The 26287-nt window shown below is 43.5% G+C and carries 19 protein-coding genes; 10 read left to right on the forward strand and 9 right to left on the reverse strand.

The window, feature by feature from the left end; translation table 11 throughout:
* Positions 1-133: 133 nt before the first annotated feature.
* A complete protein-coding gene (locus QUB13_RS19770; RefSeq protein ID WP_333383733.1) occupies positions 134-1786 on the reverse strand; it encodes an FAD-dependent oxidoreductase in 1653 nt (550 codons plus the stop codon).
* Between the two features lie 200 nt (positions 1787-1986).
* Here QUB13_RS19770 and QUB13_RS19775 point away from each other — a divergent pair, with 200 nt between their 5' ends.
* The 4 genes from QUB13_RS19775 to QUB13_RS19790 all read left to right on the forward strand — a co-directional run bounded on the left by QUB13_RS19775 (position 1987) and on the right by QUB13_RS19790 (position 5704).
* Positions 1987-2214 carry a hypothetical protein gene (locus QUB13_RS19775; protein WP_333383736.1) on the forward strand — a complete coding sequence of 76 codons (228 nt, stop codon included), beginning with the start codon at positions 1987-1989 and terminating at the stop codon, positions 2212-2214.
* Positions 2214-2615 carry a type II toxin-antitoxin system VapC family toxin gene (locus QUB13_RS19780; RefSeq protein WP_333383739.1) on the forward strand — a complete coding sequence of 134 codons (402 nt, stop codon included), beginning with the start codon at positions 2214-2216 and terminating at the stop codon, positions 2613-2615. Before QUB13_RS19775 ends, QUB13_RS19780 begins: the two co-directional genes overlap by 1 nt.
* Positions 2616-2813: 198 nt before the next feature.
* The gene (locus tag QUB13_RS19785) at positions 2814-4451 is read left to right on the forward strand and encodes an McrB family protein (RefSeq protein ID WP_333383742.1); all 1638 of its coding nucleotides are present in this window, start codon (positions 2814-2816) and stop codon (positions 4449-4451) included.
* Positions 4452-4507: 56 nt separating this feature from the next.
* The gene (locus tag QUB13_RS19790) at positions 4508-5704 is read left to right on the forward strand and encodes an McrC family protein (protein WP_333383745.1); all 1197 of its coding nucleotides are present in this window, start codon (positions 4508-4510) and stop codon (positions 5702-5704) included.
* A gap of 92 nt (positions 5705-5796) precedes the next feature.
* On the opposite strand, the gene QUB13_RS19795 is transcribed toward QUB13_RS19790, so the two are convergent.
* Complete coding sequence (locus QUB13_RS19795) at positions 5797-6801, reverse strand: phosphoribulokinase (RefSeq protein WP_333383748.1); 1005 nt, start codon at positions 6799-6801, stop codon at positions 5797-5799.
* A gap of 622 nt (positions 6802-7423) precedes the next feature.
* The gene (locus tag QUB13_RS19800) at positions 7424-7672 is read right to left on the reverse strand and encodes a hypothetical protein (protein WP_265233515.1); all 249 of its coding nucleotides are present in this window, start codon (positions 7670-7672) and stop codon (positions 7424-7426) included.
* Between the two features lie 44 nt (positions 7673-7716).
* Here QUB13_RS19800 and petH point away from each other — a divergent pair, with 44 nt between their 5' ends.
* From petH to QUB13_RS19820, 4 genes are all read left to right on the forward strand, one after another.
* Entirely contained in the window at positions 7717-8922 is a 1206-nt protein-coding gene (gene petH / locus QUB13_RS19805) for a ferredoxin--NADP reductase (RefSeq protein WP_333383752.1), read from the forward strand.
* A gap of 266 nt (positions 8923-9188) precedes the next feature.
* A complete protein-coding gene (locus QUB13_RS19810) occupies positions 9189-9923 on the forward strand; it encodes a Uma2 family endonuclease (RefSeq protein ID WP_333383755.1) in 735 nt (244 codons plus the stop codon).
* Positions 9924-10059: 136 nt separating this feature from the next.
* The gene (locus tag QUB13_RS19815; protein WP_333383759.1) at positions 10060-11376 is read left to right on the forward strand and encodes a homoserine dehydrogenase; all 1317 of its coding nucleotides are present in this window, start codon (positions 10060-10062) and stop codon (positions 11374-11376) included.
* 86 nt (positions 11377-11462) lie between these two features.
* On the forward strand, positions 11463-12299 hold the full coding sequence (locus QUB13_RS19820; RefSeq protein WP_333383763.1) for an alpha/beta hydrolase: 837 nt from the start codon (positions 11463-11465) through the stop codon (positions 12297-12299).
* A gap of 17 nt (positions 12300-12316) precedes the next feature.
* Here QUB13_RS19820 and QUB13_RS19825 read toward each other — a convergent pair whose 3' ends face one another.
* The 6 genes from QUB13_RS19825 to QUB13_RS19850 form a co-directional block, all read right to left on the reverse strand.
* Positions 12317-12793, reverse strand: a complete 477-nt coding sequence (locus QUB13_RS19825) for a hypothetical protein (RefSeq protein ID WP_333383764.1) — start codon at positions 12791-12793, stop codon at positions 12317-12319.
* Positions 12794-13297: 504 nt separating this feature from the next.
* Entirely contained in the window at positions 13298-14182 is an 885-nt protein-coding gene (locus QUB13_RS19830) for a PhzF family phenazine biosynthesis protein (protein WP_333383767.1), read from the reverse strand.
* Between the two features lie 437 nt (positions 14183-14619).
* Complete coding sequence (gene trpE, locus QUB13_RS19835; protein ID WP_333383810.1) at positions 14620-16167, reverse strand: anthranilate synthase component I; 1548 nt, start codon at positions 16165-16167, stop codon at positions 14620-14622.
* A gap of 326 nt (positions 16168-16493) precedes the next feature.
* Positions 16494-17357 (reverse strand): GNAT family N-acetyltransferase, encoded by an 864-nt coding sequence (locus QUB13_RS19840; protein ID WP_333383770.1) that lies wholly within the window; start codon positions 17355-17357, stop codon positions 16494-16496.
* 382 nt (positions 17358-17739) lie between these two features.
* A complete protein-coding gene (locus QUB13_RS19845) occupies positions 17740-18165 on the reverse strand; it encodes a photosystem I reaction center subunit II PsaD (RefSeq protein ID WP_194012030.1) in 426 nt (141 codons plus the stop codon).
* 299 nt (positions 18166-18464) lie between these two features.
* Positions 18465-18965, reverse strand: a complete 501-nt coding sequence (locus tag QUB13_RS19850; RefSeq protein ID WP_333383773.1) for a peptidoglycan-binding domain-containing protein — start codon at positions 18963-18965, stop codon at positions 18465-18467.
* A 23-nt stretch (positions 18966-18988) separates the two neighbouring features.
* Between QUB13_RS19850 and QUB13_RS19855 the strand changes: the two genes are divergently transcribed.
* Together QUB13_RS19855 and QUB13_RS19860 are read left to right on the forward strand one after the other, a co-directional pair.
* Complete coding sequence (locus QUB13_RS19855; protein ID WP_333383777.1) at positions 18989-19258, forward strand: hypothetical protein; 270 nt, start codon at positions 18989-18991, stop codon at positions 19256-19258.
* 987 nt (positions 19259-20245) lie between these two features.
* Entirely contained in the window at positions 20246-26128 is a 5883-nt protein-coding gene (locus QUB13_RS19860) for a protein kinase domain-containing protein (protein ID WP_333383781.1), read from the forward strand.
* Positions 26129-26287 lie beyond the last annotated feature (159 nt).

The following is a 26287-nucleotide window of genomic DNA, read 5'->3' on the forward strand; positions in this document are numbered from 1 at the left end:
TTTGAACCGCAGAGGACGCAGAGGGCGCAGAGGGAAGAGTGTTGTGAGGGTTTTGGATGTCGTCGTAAAAAAACCTCTTATCCCTTTCCTCTCTGCGGTCTCTGCGCTCTCTGCGGTAAAATCCTCTTAATATCTATTTCACCTCTTGATAATCCACGCCATAACTCGTATCTCTCCCCGACAAATACGTAGTTTTCCCCGTCAAAGTCTCCAAAGTTTCTCTGGTTTTACTCGAAGTGATCGTATTCAGCGGCACTCCTAACTTGCTAGCCAAACCAGCGGCTACGCCCATACCTTGTCCTTGATAAATATTCACTGTCGCAATTCGCCCGACTGATACCGCCATACCGACATAGCCCGACGATCGCCCGACGATCGCCAAATTATTCACTTTACTCGCCAATGCGCTCTCTATCCCGAAATTATACACCGGCAGCGACGGAATTCTAGAATCCAAATTCTTGACTCCGCCCCGCAAGTCGAAATCGTAGGAAAAACTGCCGATCGACTTTTCGGGTAATGTTCCTCCTTTGATAATCTCCTTCCCCGTCAGCGGCGCTACCACATCGCGCACATTCAAAGTTTGTCTGATATAAATCTCATCCGGGATAAATAGTCTCACATCTTTACCCGACTTTTTTTGCAGCCATTCTTGGATGCGTGACATTTCTTTAACCATTTCAGGAGTCGGTTTTCTGCCGTTAGCTTCCATCTTCATCAACTCGTCAACTTTGTATTTAAACAGAAACCCGTTCCACGACATCGAATTATTTTTATAAACGCAAATATTTGCCTTGTCAAAGAAGAATCCTTTTTCTTGAGTGAAGGGGAGATTTCTATCTACGTGATAGGCGGCTCCGATGGCTACACTTCTGATATTATATCCGTCTGTATAGGCCTGATAAATTGTACTTTCAAAGTTCCTCATCCAGAATTGTGTACTTGCAGGATCTTTATATTTACTAATGCTGGTTTTAATCTTTTCTACTAAAGGAGTGTTGTAGAGAATGTTATCTTCTATTTTGCGTAAATCGGCGATCGTTAGCCCGGTAATTGTCGGGACTACAGATACTGCTAAGGTTTCATTTTGGGATTTGATATTTTGCGATTCATATCCTGTGTAATAAGATAAGCCTGCTTTTCTGGCAAGTTCTGCGTCTTGAGTTACATCAATAAAAGAATTAGCTTTAATTTTGACTTTAGTGTTTTTGACTTCGGCATATTCAATTTTATTATTGACTACGTGAGGAGTAAGAGTTGAGTTGGAAATAACTTTAACTCCGGCTTCTGCAAGCATCTCTTTGAGTGCTTTGTCGGCCTGTTTTGGTTCTAAGCAAGATTCGGGAACATTGGCTTTATCTAAGAATTCCCGGAAGCATTGGGCGTAGGGTTGGCGGTACCAATCGGGGATTTTATCTAAATCGACGTAACCTAAACCGCCGCGGGTGAGTACGCCGCCCAAGAGATCAGTTGCGTAGTTCGATCGCACCACAGCAACTTTGCCTTTTTCACCTAAAGTTTTCTTAGCCCATATCGCCGCACATATCCCCGGTACTTCGTCGCCGTACACTACGATATCAAAGTTGCGATCGACTGATGTTAGAGGCGCTGCTGGGGGCTTGTTTGCGGCTGTTTGTCGCAGGTTTGGGGGGTCTAGTGTGGCACTTGCTTCGTTTCTGTGGGCGATCGAGCTTTTTGCTTCTTTGAAATAGGGGGAGTCAACTAAAACTTTTACGGCTACAAAAAAGATGGCAATGGCAGCTAATTTCTTGAAAGTAGGAGGCATTTAGTTGACTGGTTGATGAATTTGCATTACCTGAAATTGCTGTTCAGGGTTTAGGGGAATATAGCACGTTTAGGTAATTTCGACACAAGTTTAACTTTTCCGGGAAGGGTGGTAAACGAATCTTCTCAACCCAAACCTGGTGATGCTGTCCTGGCCAAAATGCTACAATTACATCGATCGCAAATTGAAATATAAAAAATATGACTTTTGAGGCGGTTTTAAATCTTGTCAAGCAGTTGTCTCTAGCCGAAAAGTTACGGTTGATTAAATCGATAGTTCCTGAAATAGAACGAGAATTAGTTGTTGGGCAGAGTCCCCGCAAATCATTGTGGGGTTTATGTGCTGACTTGGGAATTGCACCCTCTGCCGCTGATATAGATGAAGTTCGCAGGGAAGAATGGGCGAATTTCCCAAGGGAGGATTTCTAATGCTGCGTGCTGTAGCTGATACTCATGCTGTTATTTGGTATATTTTTGCCGATTCGCGACTTTCGGTGACTGCTAGAACGACAATAGAACAGATAGCTGCCGAGGGAAATCAGGTGGCTTTTTCATCAATTACATTAGCAGAAATTGTCTATCTGAGCGAGAGAGGGCGGATTAATTCAGCTACTCTCGATCTATTATTGAGAGAAGTTGAGAGCGATGATGCTTTATTGGTGGAACTTCCTTTCGATCGCAATATAGCTTTGACTTTAAGGCAAGTTGACCGATCGCAAATTCCCGATTTGCCCGATCGCATTATTGCTGCTACTGGTTTGTATCTTAATGTACCCGTTATTAGTCGCGATCGCCGGATTCAATTATCGACTATAGACACAATTTGGTAAATCTGAGTCACTCGACACAAGTTTAAATTTTCCGGGAACAGTAGTTAGAGGTTTTGCCAGTGTTACTGCTTTGGCAGGGCATTTGATGTGGGTAAGGATGGGAAGTGCGATCGCATTTCTGATGTCTGGTGTCGGGAATGGCGATCGGCTACAATAAGTTAAGAACAACAATTGAGTCACCTTAAACATACAGAAAAAATGGAAAAAGTTTTTGTACATCCTGAATGTCCTTTTTCAACAGACACATTTAACTTATTGACCGAATTTTGTGAAAACCCAAGCTCAGATTTTTACAGGGCACACAAAAGAGATTTCTTAAAATATGTAGAAGAGCCATTGAAGTATATTTTCAGTCAGGTGGAAGAGCAGTTGCCTGATTTTATCAAAAAATATATAAATATCAAGTGGGAGCAATTTGGCTCGATCGTTGAAACAAAAGGTTTACAATCAATAGCTTACAGTATATTTTTTAGTTTTGAAGATATCTATTATGGAGACAATGCTTACTTAATGCTAAGATTTGACAACCAAGACTTAACTTTTGGTTTCTGTACAAAATTTAACGAAATTGATGGTATTATAGATAATTATCAAACCAATTATGATATAAATAATCCATCTGCAATCGATAGCCTCAAACGTTATAACCTTCCGAATCAATATCATTGCTATTTAACTAAGGAAATAATTCGTTCTACTTTACCTGTGGATGAAGATCCTACGATCATAATGAAATCTCCACAATGTATTTATGAATTATTAAATAGTATTATCCAACAAAGAGACGAATTTGAAGAATATAACATTACTAATATTCAGGTTGCTCGATCGCTTAAAAAAAAAGAAGTATTAGGATATTCTGCTAAAAAGTTAATTCAACTAATAGTACAAACCTTTAAAAAGGTATTTCCCTTATTTTTATGTTGCAATGTGTACGATAATGATTCCCCTCTGCTTATAAATCAATATTTTACAGTATATGAAAAAGAATTTAATCTAGTGTATAATCTAGAAGAAATTTCTGAAATTACGGGTTTTCAAACATCTGAAGTCAACCGATGGATATCCACCATTAACCGTAAGAAACAAGCCATCATCCAAGGCCCACCCGGAACAGGAAAAACCTTTATAGCCGAAAAACTTGCCAAACACTTAATCGGGGGCGGTGACGGTTTCTCAGACATAATCCAATTTCACCCAGCCTACACCTACGAAGACTTTATCGAAGGCCTCCGCCCAATAACTCAAAACGGACAATTAACCTACTCAATAGTTCCCGGTAGATTCCTAGAATTTTGCGAAAAAGCCGAAGCCCGTGAAGAAACTTGCGTGCTCATTATTGATGAAATTAATCGCGCAAATTTATCTCAAGTCTTTGGCGAATTAATGTATCTCCTAGATGACCGACAAGACACAGGACGCTTTATTACACTAGCCAGCGGTACACCCTTTAAAATCCCTACAAATGTCCGCATTATCGGCACAATGAACACCGCAGACCGCTCTATTGCCTTAGTCGATAACGCACTCCGCCGCCGCTTCGCATTCATTCCCATCTATCCAAACTATGAAGTCTTGCGACAGTATCACCAGAGAGAGAAAACTGGTTTCCCAGTTGATAAATTAACTAGCATTCTAGAAGATGTCAATCGGGCAATTAATAACAAACACTATCAACTAGGCATCTCCTTCTTTTTGACAAAAACCTTAGCTGAAGATATCCAAGATATTTGGGAAATGGAAATCGAGCCATACCTCGAAGAATACTTCTTTGATAATCAGGCAAAAATGGATGAGTTTCTCTGGAAGAATATCAATAATAAATTGGGCTATTGACAATCTAACGCCGTCATTAACGCCGATACCGTGGCGTTACTGCATCCACCACAATTATGAAACCAGAATCCCGCCGAATTATCGAACTTACAGAATATCAATTAGCAACTTTTGAACGAGATTTTATCCCCGAATCAGTAGGAGATAAAATATACCAGAATTATGGCAAGGAAATCGACATAGAATTTCCTAACCGTAAAACAAAAGATAAATGGGAATTAAAATCTAAAGGTAGAGTTGGCAACATTCCCATCACTCCAGAATTTCACATCGCCATCCGCCCCAAGGTTCCCATAAACAACCTCTTCGGAATGCTTGAATATGCCTACAACCTGAAGATAAAATTTCCCCAAGGCTCGATTCAGTGCCAATCTTTACAAGAAAGTTACGAGAGATTAGCTAACATTCTTGCCCAAAAAATTCTAGAACGCTGTCGCAAAGGATTATATCGCGATTACTTATCCAAAACAGAAAGACTCGCTTATATTCGCGGCCGCGTCGATTTGCGGTCAGCCCTGCAAAAACCTTGGGATGTTAAACTAAAATGCCACTATCACGAACAAACAGGCGATATCGAAGATAATCAAATACTCGCTTGGACACTTTTCATGATTGGGCGCAGCGGTGTGTGCGGTGAAACTGTTTCATCCACTGTGCGAAAAGCCTTTCACGCACTCCAAGGATTTGTTACATTAAAACCTTTTAAATCATCAGCTTGTATCGATCGCACTTATCACCGTTTGAATCAAGATTATCAACTTTTACACGCCTTATGTCGATTTTTTTTAGATAACACAGGGCCCAGTCACGAAAAGGGCGATCGCGAAATGCTCCCTTTTTTAATTGACATGGCGAATTTATATGAACAATTTGTCGCTGAATGGCTCAAAGCAAATACACCAAAAGGCTTTTTTGTCAAACAACAACACCGAGTCACACATGACCCAAACTATTTCTATCGGATTGACTTACTGCTGTGCGATATTGCAACAAGTAAAGTCCAGTATGTCCTCGATACAAAATACAAAGCTCCCGATAAAATAGATAATAAAGACATTTATCAAATAGTTACTTACGCCCATGCGTTAAATTGCCAAAATGCAATTCTCATCTACCCCCAAAATCTCAAACAGCCACTAGACATAAAAAATGGCGATATCCGAGTTCGCAGTCTAACTTTTTCCCTAGATAGCGACCTCAATGAAGCCGGAAAAACCTTCTTAACCTCTCTACCTCAAAAAATCCTCTCCTAACTATTCTCTGCGCCCTCTGGCGCTGGATCGGTTCATTTTATCAGAAAAAAAAGAGGCGCAATTGCACCTCTCAAACCTTTCATATCAGGGTTCTAAACACTAACAGCCACTTTCGATTCCTTCGCAGTCAACTTCTCGTAAGTCGCCCGCATCTTCAATCCGACTAACACTTGGAACAAACCAGTTCCATTGTTGGAACCAGGATATTCGCGGTGCTGAAGCAACAGGTGAGTTAACTCGCCTTCATACTTCGCAGAAGTCTTGCTCAAATGGCTTTCGATGTAAATAACTTCTTCCAGATTCTCGAATTGACCGTCTACTTCCAAAATCGAGACTTCGTGGTCGTAGAAAGCGTCTGGCCCGTAGTACATCTTAATTCCGGGATAGGAACAAGTCAGTTTGCGGCCGCAAGGAACCCAGTTAATTGTTGAACCTTCGTCAAACAAATACGCAGGTTCAAAATTGGCCACGCCTTCGCGCTGGATCATCTGCACGCGCAGAACTTTCCGCTCTTTGTCATCTTTAATCAAGTTGGTCGGCAATACTTGAATTACCACATCAGCGTATTGCTTTTGGGGGTCGATGTAAGCGGTGAAATCGGGTTTGCGAGCGTTGATTGCAAACAGCACGTCTTCGTAACGGTGGCCCCGTTCCGCCATGTCGCGCTGGATTTTCCAAGCAATTTTAACTTCGTCGCTGATGTCGAGGTAGACGCTGAAGTCGAGGAGATTTCTCACTCGCTCGTCGTAAAGGGGGTGCAGTCCCTCAATCACAATGATGTGGTTTGGATCTACCCGCTCAGGAGGATCGAGCAGACCGGTTTCGTGGTTGTAAATCGGTTTGTCGATCGCCTTACCTTCTTTGAGCGCTTTCATTTGCTCGGCCATCAGGTCAAAATTGTTAGCTCTGGGGTCTAGGGCGGTAATCCCTGTTTCCTTGCGCTGCTTGCGATCGAGACAATGATAGTCGTCAAGGCAGATTACAGTCACGAAATCTTCCCCGAACAAATCTGTCAATCGGCGCAAAAAAGTAGATTTTCCGCACCCGGAGTCTCCGGCTACGCCAATTAAAACCACGCGATCCGGCTTACTTGTCATAGTTTCCCTCTAAAAAAATCACTGTTTACTAACTCAAGTCTAGATTCCACAAAATTTCAGGCCGCAGGTAGCGTGCCGGCTTTGTGCGATTTTGTTGCTACCCCGATCGGATCGAGCACTCACCAGCATACAGGAGTCAGTTGACTGCCTGCGAGGGAAGACCCAAGCAATCTTCAAGGCAATTGACATACTCCCGATCCCTCAAGGCATGGGGATTGTGGATTCAAACAGCTTCTGGCAAGCACAGCTTGTCCGATCTTGCCTCGCCTCTAGGTTGATGCCTCAACCTATTTGAGATTTTTTGGACTATGGAGTTGAGACGGGATTTTTACATCTGGCGAATCAACAATATATAGTTCCATCACGATTCCCGTCCGATCGGGCTTGCCCGCTCGCCTGCCTTATAGGACGGGCTCGTACCCCAATTTTTTGGCTATTAATGCTAACTTTAGTGATTAATCTTACCAGAATGCGTCCGCCCACTACAAGCTCAACGTCATTTAATCAAATTGTGCTTTAATTTGTACTTCATTATTATAAGTTGTATATTTCCATGCCGTATTCCCTTTGATAAGTTAAATCCTCTCCCGATATCGGACTCTGCCTCTGCCGAATCTCCAAATCAGAAGGAGCGATCGGGGCCGATCCCGCGATCGGGTAAAATATTGGCAGTACGCAGACAACAATAGCTATAGGTCAACACCTGAACGCAGCCGGACTCGATAGCCGGCGTGATGTTCGGCTGATTGGGAACTGGAGGCGCGATCGACCAAAAATTGACACGCCCGCCCGCAACGGCGAAGCCCAAAGATTGGCGTGGCCAATTAGTCCAGATGGCCTTAAGAAAAAAGTAAATTGAGTCTAACGTCACATTCTCTATCTTTATAACTCTGTATCGTGAAGGACAAGCAACAAATGTACAGCCCAAGCATCTCTGGTGTAGCTGCCAACTCAGAATCAGGCAGCCGCATCTTTGTTTACGAAGTCGAGGGTATGCGTCAGAGCAAAGCAACTGACCAAACAAATCACCCGATTCGTCGTAGCGGTAGCGTGTTTATCTCCGTGCCCTACGATCGCATGAATCAGGAAATGCGGAGAATTGCTCGCATGGGTGGCAAAATCGTCAGCATCCGCCCATTAAACGGCGCTCCCGAAACTCATAGCAAAGTTGCACCAGAAGCAGGGCTACAGAGTCAGAAATCTGGAGAAAAAGCTAAGCCCATGACTCAAGCCAAGGAAAAAGTTCAGGTTCCTGTTAACCTCTACAAGCCGGCCAATCCCTATATTGGTAAGTGCATTTCTACAGAAGAATTGGTCAGAGAAGGCGGCGAAGGCACAGTCCGCCACGTCACCTTCGACATTTCAGGTGGCAAATTGCACTATCTCGAAGGTCAAAGTATCGGGATTATTCCCGATGGGACGGATAAAAACGGCAAACCTCACAAAATTCGGCTTTACTCGATCGCCTCTACCCGTCACGGCGACAACCTCGACGACAAAACAGTCTCCTTGTGCGTCCGTCGGCTAGAGTACAAACAACCGGAAACAGGCGAAAAAGTGTTCGGCGTTTGTTCGACTTTTCTCACCGGTTTGGAACCGGGCGCTGATGTCAAAATCACCGGCCCGGTAGGCAAGGAAATGCTCTTGCCCGATGACGAAGATGCCACCGTAATTATGATGGCTACCGGTACGGGTATTGCTCCTTTCCGCGCTTATTTGTGGCGGATGTTTAAAGAAAACAATCCCGGTTACAAATTCAAAGGTTTAGCTTGGCTGTTCTTTGGAGTTGCTTACACTCCCAACATTCTTTATAAGGAAGAGTTGGAAGAATTGCAGCGCGAGTTCCCCGATAATTTCCGCTTGACTTATGCCATCAGCCGCGAGCAAAAAACTGCTGACGGCGGCAAAATGTACATTCAAAGCCGGATTAAAGAGAACGCAGACGAATTGTGGGAATTGGTTCAAAAGCCGAAAACTCACACTTACATCTGTGGTTTGAAGGGCATGGAAGGCGGAATTGACGAGGGAATGTCTGCTGCATCTAGCAAGCACGACGTTGACTGGACAAGCTATCAAAAACAGTTGAAGAAAGAACATCGCTGGCACGTTGAAACCTATTAATGTGTTACCTGATTTAATTTGAATAGTAGGGCGGGCTTTGGCTCGCCCTACATTTTTTTGTGAAACAGTTTTCAGCATTAAACAAGATTGCATAAATCTTCGATCGATCCTTCAACCGCAGATGCAAAGCAGATAAACACAGATTAACGCCGATAATTTCAAGATAGGAAAGTAAATGAATGCAATGCAAGTCTATTCAGGGGCAGATTCACCCAATACAAGTGTAAAATAGACAGTAAGCTCACCGAAAAAGGGAGATAACTGACATGGTTATAACTTCTACCCAAAAATTGACATTTGAAGAATATCTGAACTATCAGGGAGAATCAGGTGTTTGTTATGAATTATATCGGGGCAATTTAATCGAAATTCCAACACCTACAGGAATTCACATTAAAATTTGTCAATTTTTGGTTTACCAGTTCCGGTGCTTCTTTGCAGCACACAACCTACCGCTAGTTGCAATTGTCACTACCGCAGTCCGAACTGAAGAAGACTCTTCCCGCATTCCTGATGTTGTGATTTGCACTCGGAGTTTGTGGGAACAAGTCTGCGCGCAACCTGGTTCCGCAGTGCTGGATTTTGAAGAAAAACCGCTGTTAGTTATCGAAGTTACCAGTCAAAATTGGCGGGACGACTACATCCGCAAGCGGGCAGAATATGATTTAATTGATATCCCTGAATATTGGATTGTAGACCCAAATCGACCGAAAATACGAGTATGCAGCCGCCCCGAAAATGAAAGCAGTTATTCTCACCAGGAATTTTTGCCGGGACAGCTTGTTCAGTCCGTACAGTTCGCTGAATTTATTTTATCGGTGGATGAAGTGCTGTGTCCGCCGCTAGTCGAAGATTTAATTCGAGAAGAATCTGTACAGCGACAGCAGCTAGAACAGCAGAATCAACAGCTAGAACAGCAAGTTAATTTAGAAAGGCAGCGTGCCCAAAGATTGGCGCAGAGGCTGCGAGAAATGGGAGCAGATATGGATGCAGAGCTTTAAATTGCTGTGTAAATTCTGGATTCATTAGTCATGCAGAGCCCCAGCTTCTTTAAGAAGTCGGGGCTCTCGCTATTCTGTGAATGCCCGGTTGTCATACAATGATTGTAGATTAAGTGAGTTTCAACGGGTCAAAGTCGTGGCTTTCAAAATTGGTTTGCTAGGTTTGGGTACAGTTGGCGCGGGAACTGCAGAGATTTTGCTCTCCCGAGACGATCGCCATTCGCTGTTGCAGGAATTGGAAATCTATCGGGTGGGAGTGCGCGATATTTCTCGAACTCGGTCTTTACAATTGCCAGAAAATGTGCTGACAACTGACCTAGAGGCGATCGCCACTGACCCGGAAGTTGATATTGTAGTAGAACTGATTGGGGGATTGGAACCGGCGCGATCGCTCATTCTGAAAGCTATTGCTAGCGGCAAACACGTAGTCACCGCCAACAAAGCAGTTATCGCCCGCTACGGCAGTGAAATCTTCGACGCGGCTAACAAAAAAGGCGTTTACGTGATGTTAGAAGCTGCTGTCGGCGGCGGCATTCCAGTCATTCAAACCCTCAAACAATCTTTAGGTGCAAACCGCATCAAAAGTGTCACGGGCATCGTTAACGGCACAACTAACTACATCCTGACGCGGATGCAGAGTGAAGGTGCAGACTTTGCCGAAGTGCTCGCGGACGCTCAGCAATTAGGTTATGCTGAAGCTGACCCTACAGCGGATGTAGATGGATTAGATGCGGCTGATAAAATTGCTATTTTAGCCTCGCTAGCTTTTGGCGGACGCATCAAATTAGCCGATGTTCACTGCGAAGGTATCAGAAAAGTTAGTGCGGCTGATATTGACTATGCTGACAAGCTGGGATTTGTGATTAAGTTGTTGGCTATTGCTGAGGAAAAATCCCAAAGTTCCAAGCAAAATGGGGATGAAGAAGTGGAACTCCTCTCGATTCGAGTGCATCCTACTTTTGTGGCGAAGACTCATCCGCTGGCGAGTGTCAACGGTGTTTACAATGCAATTTTAATCGAGGGAGAGCCGATCGGGCAATTGATGCTGTACGGGCGCGGTGCGGGCGCGGGGCCCACAGCTAGCGCGGTGGTATCGGATATTTTGAATGTGGCGGCAATCCTGAAAACCGAAACTGTTCCGATTCCCCATCCTTTGCTGAGTTGCACTCATCAACACTACTGCAAAATTGCTGAAATGCAGGAACTTGTGACTCGGTTTTACGCCCGTTTTCTGACGCGCGACTCTCCGGGGGTAATTGGTAAACTAGGGACTTGTTTTGGCAACCACAAAGTTAGTTTGGAGTCCATTGTGCAAACTGGAATTCACGGCAATTTAGCAGAAATTGTGGTGGTGACTCACGATGTGAAGGAAGGTAATTTTCAACAAGCGCTTGCTGAAATTCGCGCGATGGAAGCTGTCGATAGTATTGCGAGTACCTTGCGAGTTTTGTAAGAATTCCACAAGGTTAATAGTCAGGACTAAAGTCCTGACTATTAACCTTTTTTAGATTGTTTTTAGTTTAGTACGGATCAATACAATTGGATTTTGTCGATCGCCCTACAGGAAGGCACTTGCTAGATTCTATCTACGAAAAGTTTGCCAAACCCCAACTACACGATACTTTCAAACCCAGCAATCCGTCAATTTACATTCGGCACAAAGAGGGGCAAGTTGTCGATGGAAACTATATCATAGAAAAAGTCTTTGAAGACTCTGGTACTGGTTTTTATGCTGAAAGTCGCCTTCCCGTTTCTGGGAACAATCCGCCCGTGCTCGTGATTCGCGGCTACGGTTCTTGGTATCCTTTCGAGCGCGTTTTGGAAGATACGCCCGATGTATTTATGGCCAAACTAGAACGCCAGTTAAAAGCGGCGGAAACTGCGGGCGCTGTTGATTGGATAAAACAGCAATTTCACAGCGGAAATCCGCCGGATGTCATCGGAGAAAGTTTGGGCGGCAAAGTTGCTCAGCAAATTGCAGCAAAATACCCGGATTATATTCGCTCGACTGTAATTTTTAATTCTGTGGGCGTTTCGGAAAAGTTAGCTCAAACTTCCACCGCTAACAATGTTTTTCACTACTTTACTTTAGGCGAAAGGTATGCTTTCTGGGCAAATGAAGGCGATTACATACCGGGAACAATTTTTGTGATTTCCCAGAAAGGGGAAAACTGTTGTTACAAGCTAGAAGAGGCGATCGTCCGAAAAGCTCATTTTGAACGTAAGTTTCGCAAAAGACGAGTCCTGATGGCAATATTGGCTCAGTGGCTGTTGTTAAATCGGCATAATGCGATCGTCCTCAACAAGAAAAAGCCGGTAGTCGTTCAGATCGATCGCGCTCAATTACAAACTTTCCGAAAAAGTCGCTTTGTTTAAACTCAGACCAAATTGCTTCAGGTAGCAGAGGGCTGATTTTCCCGCGCTGCGACTGCGAGTACCAGACAAAGGGCTGCGATCGCTTTTTCCCACTCTTCCTTAACGGCGATGGGTTCAACCTCATCAAAAGCGCTAACTAAGCGAGGGATCGATCTTTCTAATGCTTTGCTAGGAATCGATTTGTGCAATTCAACTAAACGAGTTAAACTTTCTTGATTTCTCAGAAAACCCACTACCCATTTTGTGGCATGATCTGGACTGTCAGGGACATTTTTAAGTCCTAGTTCTGTTTGCAACCAGTCGTAAAAAGGCGGGAGCTTTTTGGCTAAAACAGCTCCAGCAGTGGGTAAAGTTTCTTTTAGCAAAGCAGTATCGAGACTCCCCAAAACTTGATTTAACTCTGGTGATTCCAGCAAGGTAGTTAATGGAAGCGAAAGCATGGCTTCAGAATCCTCGGGGGATACATTTAAAATCCGCGAAAATGTTTGCAGCATGGGAAAGTATTTGGTATGGATGACTTTTTCACTATAACAATAACACGCCGCACTGAATGTGAGCTACCTCATATTCAGCAATTTTGATGGAAAATAATTAAATTGAACTCATTTTTTGAGGCTAGCAATTCATTGACGGGCATACTAAAATTAAGCCCAACTATTTGATTGCTGACAAGTTCACCCCTGGTAAATAAAAGTCTCTGCTGTTGAATAATACCAATTTAAAAAAATCTTGCTCAAATATAACTTTTGGGCAGAGTGAAACAGAGAGTTGTTTGCTCAAATATTGTCGAGGAGGTGCGTCGCTTGGAGATTTTCGATTTTTTTGGGGGATGATCTATGGCGACGCGCCCTACAAACATTGTTGTAGAAATTTTAAAAATTGGTATATAGCGGTTCTCAAGCGTGGTGAGGATAGCCCTATGCCGGATAGTATGTCATATTTCTGAGACTAGGCTATATCTGCGTTCACCTGCAGTTAAGAATTTCGCATTAATAAATCTAAATAAATTCTCCTTTCGCCACCATCACCACCTTACCACCAACCAAAACCTCTATTTCTTCCTGATTTTTTTGAGCTTTCAATAGCAGCAGCGAAGGTCTACCAATCTCATAACCTTGTTCGACTCTCACATCAATTTTAGCTTCCCCGCAATAACCATATTCTACCAAATATCCAGCCAAACAGCCGTTAGCACTCCCCGTCGCCGGGTCTTCGGGAATTCCTAGGGAAGGGGCGAAAACTCGGACGCTTAAATCATTAATGTCGCTGTAGGTTTCCGGGCAGAAAATTAAAATTTCTTTGGCTTCTATGGTATTAATCAGTTGAAAATATTGGTCTAAGTTAACTTGAGCTTTTTTGAGCGCTGCGAGGTTTTTTAACGGTACAATGATAAACGGCACTCCGGTGGAAACTTCTTGAATGGGGAATTTTGCATCAATTTCATCGACTTCTAAGTTCAGGATGCTGGCGAGAGTTTCGGCTGATAAAACTTGACCGAATGTTGGCGGGTTTTGTCGCATCCATAAAATATCTGCGGATTGATTGTGATAATTAAAGGTGACAGGAATTTGACCGACGGCTAGATTGAGAATTACTCGATCGACCTTTTCGCCAATTATCTCTTGCTGCAACACAAACGCAGTGCCCAACGTCGGATGGCCGGCAAAGGGCAATTCCTTCTTGGGCGTGAATATCCGCACGTCGTAGCCGTTATTTCGCCGATCGGGCGATCGAATAAACGTAGTTTCGGAATAATTAATTTCCCTCGCTATCAGCAGCATTTCCGCCTCTGAGAGCTCCGCAACTCCAGCGCCGCAAAATACAGCTAGCTGATTGCCAGCATATTTTGACTCGGCAAACACATCAACTATATAAAAATTCATCTTTTCCTCTTGCAACAGTAGTTTTTAGTCAGGAGTTTTCAGAAACCGGGTTTTTTACGACAATACTTCGTTTTTACCCTCAAATTATCTAAAAAACCCAGTTTCTTTGGTTGTACGCGCTCATAAAGCCTTCCTTCTTCCTTCTTCCTGATGACGTTGTACGAAAGCAGTTGCCAGTTGTCATATCGTTTCCGGTTGCATCGGAATGATTTAACCGCAGAGAACACAGAGGACACAGAGAGAGAGAATAGAGATATGAATACAGGACGATGCTACCGGATTTGATATCAGTTGTCAGTTGTCAGTTGTCAGTTGCCAGTTGCCAGTTGCCAGTTGCCTGTTGTTACCAATAACAAATAACAAATAACAAATAACAAATAACTACTGACTGATGACTAATGACTAATGACTAATGACTTCTTCCTTCTTCCTTCTAATTACTTCAAACAGCGAATTGCCTGCAACATTCCCCTGGCTTTATTCAGAGTTTCTTCATACTCCAGATCCGGGTTAGAATCTGCCACCAAACCAGCACCGGCTTGCACAGAAACTGAATGCTTATTTCCATCTAAAGAACGAACAACCATAGTCCGAATTGCGATCGCGCTATTCAACTGTCCTTCAAAATCATAATACCCGTAAACCCCAGAATAGGGGCCGCGACGGCAACCTTCTAACTCGTGCACAATTTCCATCGCGCGAATCTTCGGAGCACCGCTAACCGTACCCGCAGGAAAACCAGCTTTCAACAAATCCCAAGCTGTCTTATCCTCGGCCAATTCTCCCACTACATTGCTCACAATGTGCATCACATGAGAATAACGCTCAATTCCCATTAATTCATCAACTTTGACAGTACCATTTCGGCAAACTCTGCCTAAATCATTCCTGCCCAAATCTACTAACATGACGTGTTCCGCAATTTCCTTCGGATCTTGCAGCAATTGGGCAGCCAAAGCGTCATCTAGTTCGGGAGTTTTGCCCCGGCGGCGCGTGCCGGCAATCGGCCGCAAAGTTGCAATCTTTTTGCCGTCGGCAGTATTTTCTGCCTTCACCATAATTTCGGGACTAGAACCGATAATCTGCCAATCTCTGAAATTAAAATAAGCCATGTACGGAGAAGGATTAATCAATCGCAAAGAGCGGTAAAGTGCAAAAGGATCGCCGCTATATTCAGCTTCCAGCCGCTGCGAAATTACTACCTGAAAAATATCTCCGGCTTTGATATAATCCTTGGCTTTTAAGACATTTTCACAATACTTGTCGCGGGTGATATTGCTGGTGTAAGCTAATTCTGTATTTTCATTTGTAGAACCGACATCTTGATCGTCCCTCGGCGGAGTCCATTCTATGAGAGTAGATTGCTGGGAAAGCGGGGATTGCAGCTTATTTACTAAGTGAGAAACGCGATCGCACGCTTTGCCGTAAGCATCAGCCAAATCAACGCCAACCTCCCGCAAATCCGCATAGGCTACGGCCCAAATTTTCCGCTTCACCTGGTCAAAAATCAGTAAATTATCAACCTGCATCCACAACCCATCCGGCAAATCGTTTTCTGCAGCCGGATGCACGGGAACTCGCGGTTCTATCCACTTAATTAACTCGTAACCCCAAAAACCGAATAACCCGCCAATTCCCGGTGGTAATTGTGGCAATTTTACTGGTTTGTAGGGCTGCAAACACTCGTTTAATGCTGCAAACGGATCGCCGGCAAATACTTTTTGGGAACCGTCGCGGTAAACTTGAGTTGTGCGATCGCCCCTAGCCTCCAAAATCCACAGCGGATCGCACCCTAAGAAACTATAACGCCCGATTTTCTCCCCACCTTCCACCGACTCCAGCAGAAAACTGTAGGGTTGACCGGCACAAACCCGATACCACGCAGACACTGGCGTATCCAAATCAGCAACCCATTCTTGATACACGGGCACAAAATTGCCTTGTTTAGCCAGTTCTGAAAATTGTGAGAAGTCGGGAAACATCATAAAGTAAAAGGAAGAAGGAAGTTCGGCAACGAGCAATGTACGGGATGTAACGGATGTAACGGATGTCCGTCGGAAGAAGTCATTAGTCATTAGTCATCAGTCAGTAGTTATTTGTTATTTGTTATTTGTTATTGGTAACAACTGGCAACTGACAACTGACAACTGACAACTGACAACTGACTAATGGCAACTGCTTTCCGTACAACGTCATCAGGAAGATGGAAGAAGAAGGAAAGATAGAAAGAAGCAGAAGAAGAAAGAAGAAATACACACTAACCTTTTGATCTATACATATTGTATGTTTAATTAAGTGGATTTACTTACAATCAATAAACAAAAGACGGAAACCAACATCCCTCCGGCGGCTGGTACTCGCCAACTGCCATCACCGCCATCGGTTTGACGGCGCGTAGCCCTTCTTTCAAGCACCAGCGAAACAAACTTGCATATCTCAGCGGCAAGTGGAAAGCCAGCACATCTTCGGAAGTGTACGCAGCAGCACCCAAGAGCAAAGCCTGCATATCTGCCTCGGTGTGGGCGACGCTGTGGCCCAAAGCTGATACCGCACAAGTATAAGCCACAATCCGACCTTGCTGGCAAGCAACGAAGGGGGAAAAGTGATTCAGGGCGTATTCTATCTCGGAAGTTCGATCGCACCCGCATACTTTTTCGCACAAAACCTGACATTCGCCCACATCCTCAGCAGTCAGCGGCCGCACCTCAAACCCATATTGCGGTTGGCTGCGAAACTTCCCCTCCATTAGCACGAAAGGTTCTTTCACCTCAAAACCCAGAGAAGCGTACAGCGACAGCGCAGCCATGTTGAAAGATTCTTGCACCAAACGGATGCCCTCTGCGTCTTTTCCTCGATCCAGCAAGGCTTTCATGATTTCTCGTCCCGCGCCGCGGCGTTGAAAAGCGCGATCGACACTGACGGGCCCGATACCGCGAATCGGGTTGCGTTCGTCCATAAAACCGCAGCCGACAACCGCACCATCACTCTCAGCTACGATGCCAAAAAAAACCGGACTTTCGATAAAAAGGCTAATAATCTCAGTTGACAATTCCTGCGTCGGAAAATCTGTGTTAGGGAAGAAATGGCGATCGGAAATATCTTTAAAAGCTTCATAATTAATGCGAGCGCAAATATCGATATCACTTGGTGTTGCTCGCCTGATTGCGACATTCATTTTTAATTAATGATTAAGTTAAGTTTTAATTAGATTGGAAATTGGCAGCAGTCGGGCGCGGCCCGTTGCTGTCAGATCAACCCTAAAGTTATTAAAAAATATTGCTTCGATCGGAGTCTCGATGGGAGCATCTCCTGCATTGGGAAAAAGCCTTTTTTTTATTATAATGCTGTCCCCGCTTGCTTGTAGAACCAAGCGATCGAGGACAGCACTACAAAGCAAAACTGAGACTCTCCAGTCTCTATCGCCCTCAATTACCAAAAAAAATGGGGAGGAAAGAGAATACTCTTCTCCTTTTTGTTTGGGGGGCCTGCGGGCGATCGGTCTTAACTGAGCTTTTGGGGCCTTATTACCTTTTCAAGCTCAGCGATTGGCTCAAAACCTAAACTTCGTAGGTTTTCTTACCGGTGAACTTCACCTTAATCGGATTAGGGTTGCTGCCGATATTGCGGTCAATCTTACCGACGTAGGGACGACCTTCGTTCACCTTCTCGGGGAACACGCCATCCTTGGGATGCAGGTACTCATTAGAACCGTCGGGAAATACGCGGTAGATTTTGTAGTTCGAGATTTTGAATTTCGCCCGCAGTTGCTGGCCGCCCAAAGCGATGCACTGCTCCTTCCGGGGCAGATACAGCAAGTTGTCGCCTTGACGCATAATCGCAGCGCCACCTGTAGGCATTTCAAACACCTGCTCCTTGGGGCTAGTCCAAGTGATAGCATACTTCTCTTCAACTAGCGCCTTGGTCAGCAAGCCGCCGGTGCTGCCGCCGAAGATTGGGGGTTGTCCAGTCAGTTCTTCTGCCATAGATATATCCAAAGGATTTTACGGCATCCTATCATCCAGACTGCGCGCTGTTCTCAAAATTGTAAGGAAAGTTAACAGTTTTTGGGCGATCGATCTTTTCTGATAATTGCTAATTAGTATTTAATAATTGATAATTAGTAATTTTTGCCAAACTTAGAAAACAGAATTATCAAATACAAATTCCCCAAATAATAGCTCAATAAAAACGCAATGCTTCGGGTGTTTGTAGCGCACCCGCAGCATCGCATATTCCCCCAATTTCCTCTCTACGGGCGATCGCACCATTTACCGCACCAAGCCTAAGTCAAGAACCAATTAGGGTTATAACCGCGCGGAATTTGACTCAAAGCAGTCCAAGTTTCTCCGTTGACAACCCCGTCGGCCTCAATCCCAAAGCTTTTTTGAAATGCGCGAACAGCCTTCTCTGTCAAAGTAGAAAATTGGCCGTCAATTTCGCCACCGTAGTGCTGGGAAACCCTCAGAACTTCCTGAACAGTAGCGACTGCTTGTTCAGAACTGCCGAATCTGAGTACCGGCATATTAACTGGAGATTTAGTATAAAGCGCCTGCCAAGTGAGCGGCCCGACAATACCGTCCGGCGACAAAAAAACCCGAAACTGATACAGTTTCACAGCAAATTCAACTGCTTTGTCAAAAATTCCTTTCGCAGGCTGCCGGTAAACGCGCAGCTTGGTTAGCAGGTGTTCGAGTTCCAACACTTCTTGACCTTGAGAACCTAATTGCAGTTGCGGCTTGTTGTCGATAGCTTCGGTAGAATTCATCTGAGTTTTAAGTGACATAATCGATTTCGTAACCTCTAGGTTTGAGTATTCTGTTTGTAAAAAAGTTTTTCCGGGCGAAACATTTGCATCCTCAAGTTTTGGCGGATCAACACTGGCGATGGCAGTGTCTCAACAGATTCGATCGACTTTTAGCGTCTCATATCATGTCGTCGGGTCGATTACCACAACAAAAACTGTTTGTAGTGCGCCCGAAAGTCCCCACGCGCGATCGCATTTTATTGCGGTTAATCGAACAAACGCGATATCAAGATTTGTGCGCCTTCCAACTTCATTCTCGCCAGCATAGCTAGGGCCACACCCAAAATTTTGCCTAAACACCGGGTTTAACAAAGCCAGCGCGTCCTGAATCTGCTTCTATACTTTCGATCCTAAGCATAAACACCGCGCCTGCCGCATCACCTGAAAGGTGTATTTCATAGGGTGAAGGTTGAGGGCGAGAAGGCTAGAGGAGGAGGCAGGTTCGGCGCTGAAAACTTTTTTGTGTTAAGCTGCATCGGGCGATCGATCGAGTTAGTCGATCGACACCTACGCACCTAAAACTGAGAAATCCAGTTTTTAAGCAAATCTGCTCAATCTTTGCCGCCGCATCCTACAAAAAGAGTTTTGATACAAGTAATTTCCGCAGCCGTCACTAAAAAACGACAGTTTACATCTCAGTAAATTCTCCAGATTGCAACCACCTATCAATCTGATTTTTTATGCAGGTAAAGCAGTCCGGCTCGACTCCTGTAAAAACACAATCTTTCTGCGATTGCTTTCCTTTTCCTCGCAATCACAATCTATTTATTTACCCTAGGGCTTTTATTATTAATTTTTAATAAACTTAATTTACAGCGATCGGCGCGATGTTGTAAGATTTAATGTAAAGCCTGCAACACTTACACAACAAAAATGAAAATCAAAAGCGGCAATTTCCCGATCGCTCGATTTATTAGAAATCTCCAGAACAGCATTTAAAGAACAGCCTCGAAGAGCCTGATTTACAACCATTCTTGGAGAAGTCTATTTAAACAATCCCAGACGCACGCGGGGCCAAAAACCCGGTTTCTGCGTCAAGCATCTCTCGGAATTATCGACTATTTTTCGTAGAAATCGGTTTGTTTTACGTCCGGGAACATAAAAAACACCTGTAAATACGTAAGTAATTTTTAAATTTGGCGATCGATATATCTTTCAAACCTGCTTGTTTGCGGCCAGGCGATCGCCCGCCGTTCATCTTGGATCGAGATGTCAAATTCTAGAATAAGAACTGAATTATAAACTGGGAAGGATCGACTATGCTGCCAGCTTCGGAAATTTTGGGTTACAACTTACAAGAACTCATTCACCAAGGAACTAACACAGTTATTTACCGAGCAGTATCGACAGACGAAAAACAGTTAGTTATTCTCAAGATTTTAAAAATTGACTATCCTACCCTCGAACAGATTGCCAGGTTCAAACACGAATATCATATCGCCAAACATCTCGATTCTCAGTATGTCATCAAAATTTATCGACTCGAAACGCATCAAAATTACTTAGTATTAGTATTAGAAGATATTGGAGGAATCTCCCTCAAACAATGGATAAACACCCTAGGCGATCGGCTAAAATGTGCCGCAGGGCAAACAAATAGTCCACCAGCGAGTGCCACCAATTACCAATTATCCCTTGTCGATTTTTTTAACACAGTCGTGCCCATCACCAAAGCTTTGATATTTCTGCATGAAAATCAAGTTATTCACAAAGACATTAAACCTGAGAACATTATCATCAATCCCCACACTAAGCAAATAAAAGTTGCTGATTTTAGCATCGCTTCGCGGTTAAGAAAAGAACAAACAAACTTAAAAAATCCCGATCGCCTAGAAGGAACCCTGGCCTATATGTCGCCAGAACAAACAGGGCGGATGAACCGCCCTCTAGACTACCGCAGCGATTTCTACTCTCTCGGTGTCACCTTTTACGAACTGCTGACAGGACAATTACCATTTACCAGCAGCGATCCATTAGAAATTGTACACTGTCACATTGCCAAACAACCCCTTCCCATACAACAATTTAACCCACAAATTCCCCCTGTTTTGACCCAAATTGTGGCAAAACTTATGGCAAAAAATGCTGAAGACAGGTATCAAACAGCTACAGGATTGTTAGCAGATTTAGAACGCTGCCAAAATCAAATCGAGAAGTCAGGGACAATTGTTAACTTTATTCCCGGACAAGTCGATACCCTCAGTCAGTTGTCAATCCCTCAGAAACTCTACGGACGAGAAACGCAAATAGCACAACTATTACAAGTGTACAGTCGCGTCAGCAACGGCAGCAGTGAAATTGTCCTAGTAAGCGGCTACTCCGGCATCGGCAAATCTGCATTAGTCCATGAAATTATCCCCAATTTAACGCGGCAGCGTGCCTACTTTACCTCTGGTAAATTTGACCAATTCAAGCGAAATATTCCCTATGCTTGTCTCACTCAAGCTATGCGTAACTTAGTTAAGCAAATTTTGATGGAAACCCCAACTCAGCTAGCAGAATGGCGAAAAGATTTACTCAACGCTTTCCAAAAAAATGCCAGAGTTGCGATCGAGGCCGTCCCGGAATTACAACTGATTTTGGGCGAGCAACCAGACGTACCAGAACTTGGTTTAGTTGAATCTCAAAACCGCTTCTACCGAGTGATTCAGCAGTTATTTCAAGCAATTGCCACTGCGGAACATCCCTTGGTAATGTTTTTCGATGACTGTCAGTGGATGGATGCTGGAACAATCAATTTATACCAAAAAAATAGCTTCGGTAAAAACCCTTACTTTCTGCTAATTCTTGCTTATCGAGATAATGAAGTAAGCCCGACGCATCCGTTTATGCTGGCTACTGAAGTAATTGGGGAAACAGGAATTCCGACGACCAAGATTCGGCTGCAACCCTTAGCAATTTATGATGTAAACCGATTGGTTTCGGAAACTTTAAAATGCGACTGCAAACAAACTGCAGATTTTGCAAAATTACTGCTAGCAAAAACTAATGGCAACCCATTTTTTGTAAAGCAATTATTGAAATCATTGTATCATGAAAAACTGCTAGTATTTAACGCAACCTGCGGCGAATGGGAGTGGAATATCCAACAAATTAAAGAGCAAAATATTTCGGAAAATGTAGTCAACTTAATGATTAAAAAAATTCAAAGTTTGTCAGAGCCAACTCAGAGAATTTTACAGTTGGCAGCTTGTACAGACAACGAATTTAGTTTAGATATATTGTCAGTATTGAGCGAACAATCTTTGACTCAAACAGCACAAGATTTGTGGGAAGCGTTGGAAGTAGGGTTGATTTTGCCTCTAGGTTGTGGCTATCGATTACCGCAAGTATTTGAGCAGCAGGAATTAAATGATTTGGAAAAAATAGCCGACAAAGCGCGCTATAAATTTTTACACGATCGGGTTCAACAAGCCGCCTACGTGATGATTCCTGACTCGCAAAAACAATCCCTGCACTGGAAGCTGGGACGTTTGTTGTTAACATTAAGTAATGAAGCCCAACGCCAAGAACAGATTTTTTATATTGTCAATCATTTGAACTTGGCTCGCGGGTTGATTGTGGATGTTGAAGAACTTTATGAATTAGCAGCATTAAATTTACAAGCAGGGAAAACTGCCAAAGCTGCTTCGGCTTTTGAAGATGCACTTACTTTTTTTCAAGCTGGGTGCGACTGTTTGCCGGTGTCAAGTTGGCAAGATAATTATGCCTTGAGTTTGAGGCTAAATTTAGAACTGGGTGAGGCGGAATATTTGAATGGCAAAAATGATGCAGCTTTAGCTATTTTTGACAGGATTTTACCCCAATCTCAGACTTTGTTAGAACGGTGTTCGATCGCAGAATTAAAAATAATTTGTCTGCGGATGAAGAATGATTTATCTGCTGCTTATCAGTTAGCGATTGAAGCCTTAAATTCTTTGGGGATTGATATTGAGCCGTACCCGGATGATGATTTTATAGCCAGTGAATTAGCCGAGACGAAGAGGATGATTGGCGGCTCGATCGATAGATTGGCATATTTACCAGAACTTACCGATCCGCTAAAACTGGCAGCTCACCGGATTTTGAAAGAACTTTTCCCGATCGCCTATTTTACCAGTCCCAACGCTCAATATCTCTGCGCGATGAAGTTTGTGCAAACGAGCATACTGTACGGCAATTCTCAATTTTCCGCCTTTGCTTACACTTTGTACGCCTTTACTTTGGTCAACAAATATCGCGAAATCAAGGCTGGTAGCAGCGCCGGAAAACTATCGCTCAACCTCTACGAACGCTGGGATAATAAAGAGTTAGGTGCTGGTATTTTCCATATGTGGGGGGCTTTAACTTTACATTACATGAAATATATTGATGAGTGCAAGCCTTTTATACTAAAAGCTTTCAGTAGCGGTTTAGAAACAGGTGCTTATCAATGGTCGGGATACGCTTCGATTAATTATCTTTGGATCGGCTTTTTTGGCAACGAATCTTTGACTAAATCTACGGAAATTGCTGATAAATTTATTCCCGTGCTCTCAAAGATCGATCGCAATATGTTAGCTTATCACTTGCTAACCAAAAATGCGATCGCCCAACTCACCACCCCAGCAGCAACCGCCCTAGAACCGGAAACCTTCATCGACGAACAGCAGCTTTTAGCATTCGCTAATTCCTCTGCCGATCTTACCACTGCTTTTGTAATTTATCTTTACAAACTCACCCTAGCTAATTGGTTTGGCGAGGTCGATCGGGCATTAGAATATGCCCTCGCAGGTGCAGAATTTTTGAAAGGTGGCGCAGGACATTTTGTCAATCCCGTTTTTTGCTTCCATCACGCGATCGCCCTAGCTGCTGCTTGCACGACAGCCAACGATATCGAGTCCAAGTTCTACCGAAAACAGCTCAATATTAGTCGAGACCAATTTCGAGATTTTGCAGAGCATTCCCCTGCAAATTACCTGCACAAATATTCATTAATTCAGGCAGAAATCGCGAGGTTGTCAGGAGACAGCTACACAGCAGCACAATATTACGATCGGGCGATCGCCTCCGCGCTCAAACATGGCTTCGTCCAAAATGCTGCCCTCGCCAATGAATTAGCTTCCCGATTTTATCTAGCAGAAAATCGTTACAATCTCGCTAAAATATATCTCAATGACGCTCGCTTTTGCTATCTAGAGTGGGGTGCAACTGCCAAAGTCGATCGACTAGAAAAATTTTATCTCGATTGGTTTAACAAAATCAGCGATGCTCCGACAACGATAACTAGAACTGCAAGTACAGCCGCTGATGTCAATATTTTTGACTTAAAAACAGTAATTAAAGCCTCCCAGGCTATTTCTAGCGAAATTGTCTTAGAAAAATTATTAAAAAAACTGCTGCATATTATTTTAGAAAATGCGGGAGCCCAAACCGGCTGCATTCTTTTAGAACGAGACGGGTACTTGTTTGTTGAAGTGTCGGATAGCGATCGGCCCGACTATGCAATATTTGAAGAATTGCACCAAATCCAAAACAACTACCCCGTTCCTATTTCCCTCATCAATTACGTCGCTAGAACTCAGGAACCGCTGGTGCTAATCGATGCAGCTAAAGAAACACTTTACCACTTTGATACCTACATTCAACATTATCAACCAAAGTCGGTTTTGTGCGCGCCAATAGTCTATCAAGGAAAGTCGATTGGTATAGTTTATTTAGAAAATAACTTCGTGCCCGGAGCCTTCACCCAGGAAGGGTTAAAACTTTTGGAAATGTTGACCGCACAAGCAGCAATTGCCATTGCAAATGCGCGCTTGTACGCTAGCGAACAAAATCAATCCCGCCAATTAGCTGAATCCCTAGAAAATTTACAACAATCCCAAGTTGAACTCACCCAAAAAGAAGAAGAGTACCGCAGTATTTTTGAGAGTGTAGCAGACGGACTTACCTTAGTAGATTTGGAAACCGGAAAATTTGCGGCAGCAAACCCGGTAGCGTGCGAAATGTACGGTTATTCTGTGGAGGAATTTTTGACTTTCAGTCCCCTTGAACTCCAGCACCCAAATTACCTGCATCTCTTCGAGGAGTTTGTGAAAACGGTCATCTCGCGCCAAGAATTTTATTGTCAAACTGTGGTGCTGCGAAAAGACGGTACAGAATTCGATCTTGAGATAAGAGCCAAGTTTTTTGAATACAAAGGGAAACCCCATGCTTTGTCAATTGGTCGCGATATCAGTCACCGCAAGCAAGCGGAACAAGCTTTGCAAGCATCAGAAACTCAACTGAGAGAGAAAGCTGAAAATTTAGAAAACATATTGATGGAACTGCAAAAAACTCAGGCGCAATTAGTTCAAACTGAAAAAATCTCGCAACTCGGACAACTGGTTGCTGGAGTTGCTCACGAAGTGAACAATCCTATTGGCTTTATTTCTGGGAACTTGCACTACGTCCAAGAATATATTGCTGATTTAATTAATTTGGTGAATCTTTATCAAGAAAAATTTCCCGAACCGGGAACAGAAATTGAACAGGAAATTGAATCGATAGAGCTAGAGTATTTATTAGCTGATTTGCCCAAAACTGCGGAGTCAATGAAGATGGGAATCGATCGCATCCGCGACATTATGCAATCTCTACGCAACTATTCCCGCACCGACAGCCTGCACAAAAGAGCAGTTGATATCCACGAAGGCCTGGAAACTACTTTAATGATTTTGTCTCACCGGCTCAAGGCGAAAAACAACAGGCCGGCTATTAAAGTTATTAAACATTACGGTGATTTACCAAAATTAGAATGCCATCCCGGACAACTCAATCAAGTATTTATGAATTTGATTGCTAATGCGATCGATGCTTTTGAAGAAGCTAACGCGGGAAAAACTTACGCTGAAATTGAAGAAAATCCGAATACGATTCTAATTTATACGGCGGTAGTTTGCGAGAAAGAAGCGGAAATAATTGACAAGATTGTGATTCGGATTGCTGACAACGGGCTGGGAATGCCGGAAGCTGTAAGAAAAAAATTGTTTACGCCATTTTTTACAACGAAAGTAGAAGGTAAAGGTACGGGATTGGGACTGTCTATTTGCTATCAGATAGTGACTGAAAAACATGGGGGAACTTTGGAATGCTTGTCTTCCTTAGAATCGGGGACAGAGTTTACGATTGGTATTCCGATGTAGGGGAGTCATTGGTCAGTAGTCAGTAGTCATTAGTCAGTAGTCAGTAGTCAGTAGTCAGTAGTCATTGGTCAGTAGTCAGTAGTCAGTAGTGATTGGTCATTAGTCATATCAAATCCTCTATTCATCGGAATAGTAAATTCACGGTTAACAGTCAACAGT

The sequence above is a fragment of the Microcoleus sp. B4-D4 genome (genome assembly GCF_036705185.1).
Lineage (GTDB): Bacteria > Cyanobacteriota > Cyanobacteriia > Cyanobacteriales > Microcoleaceae > Microcoleus.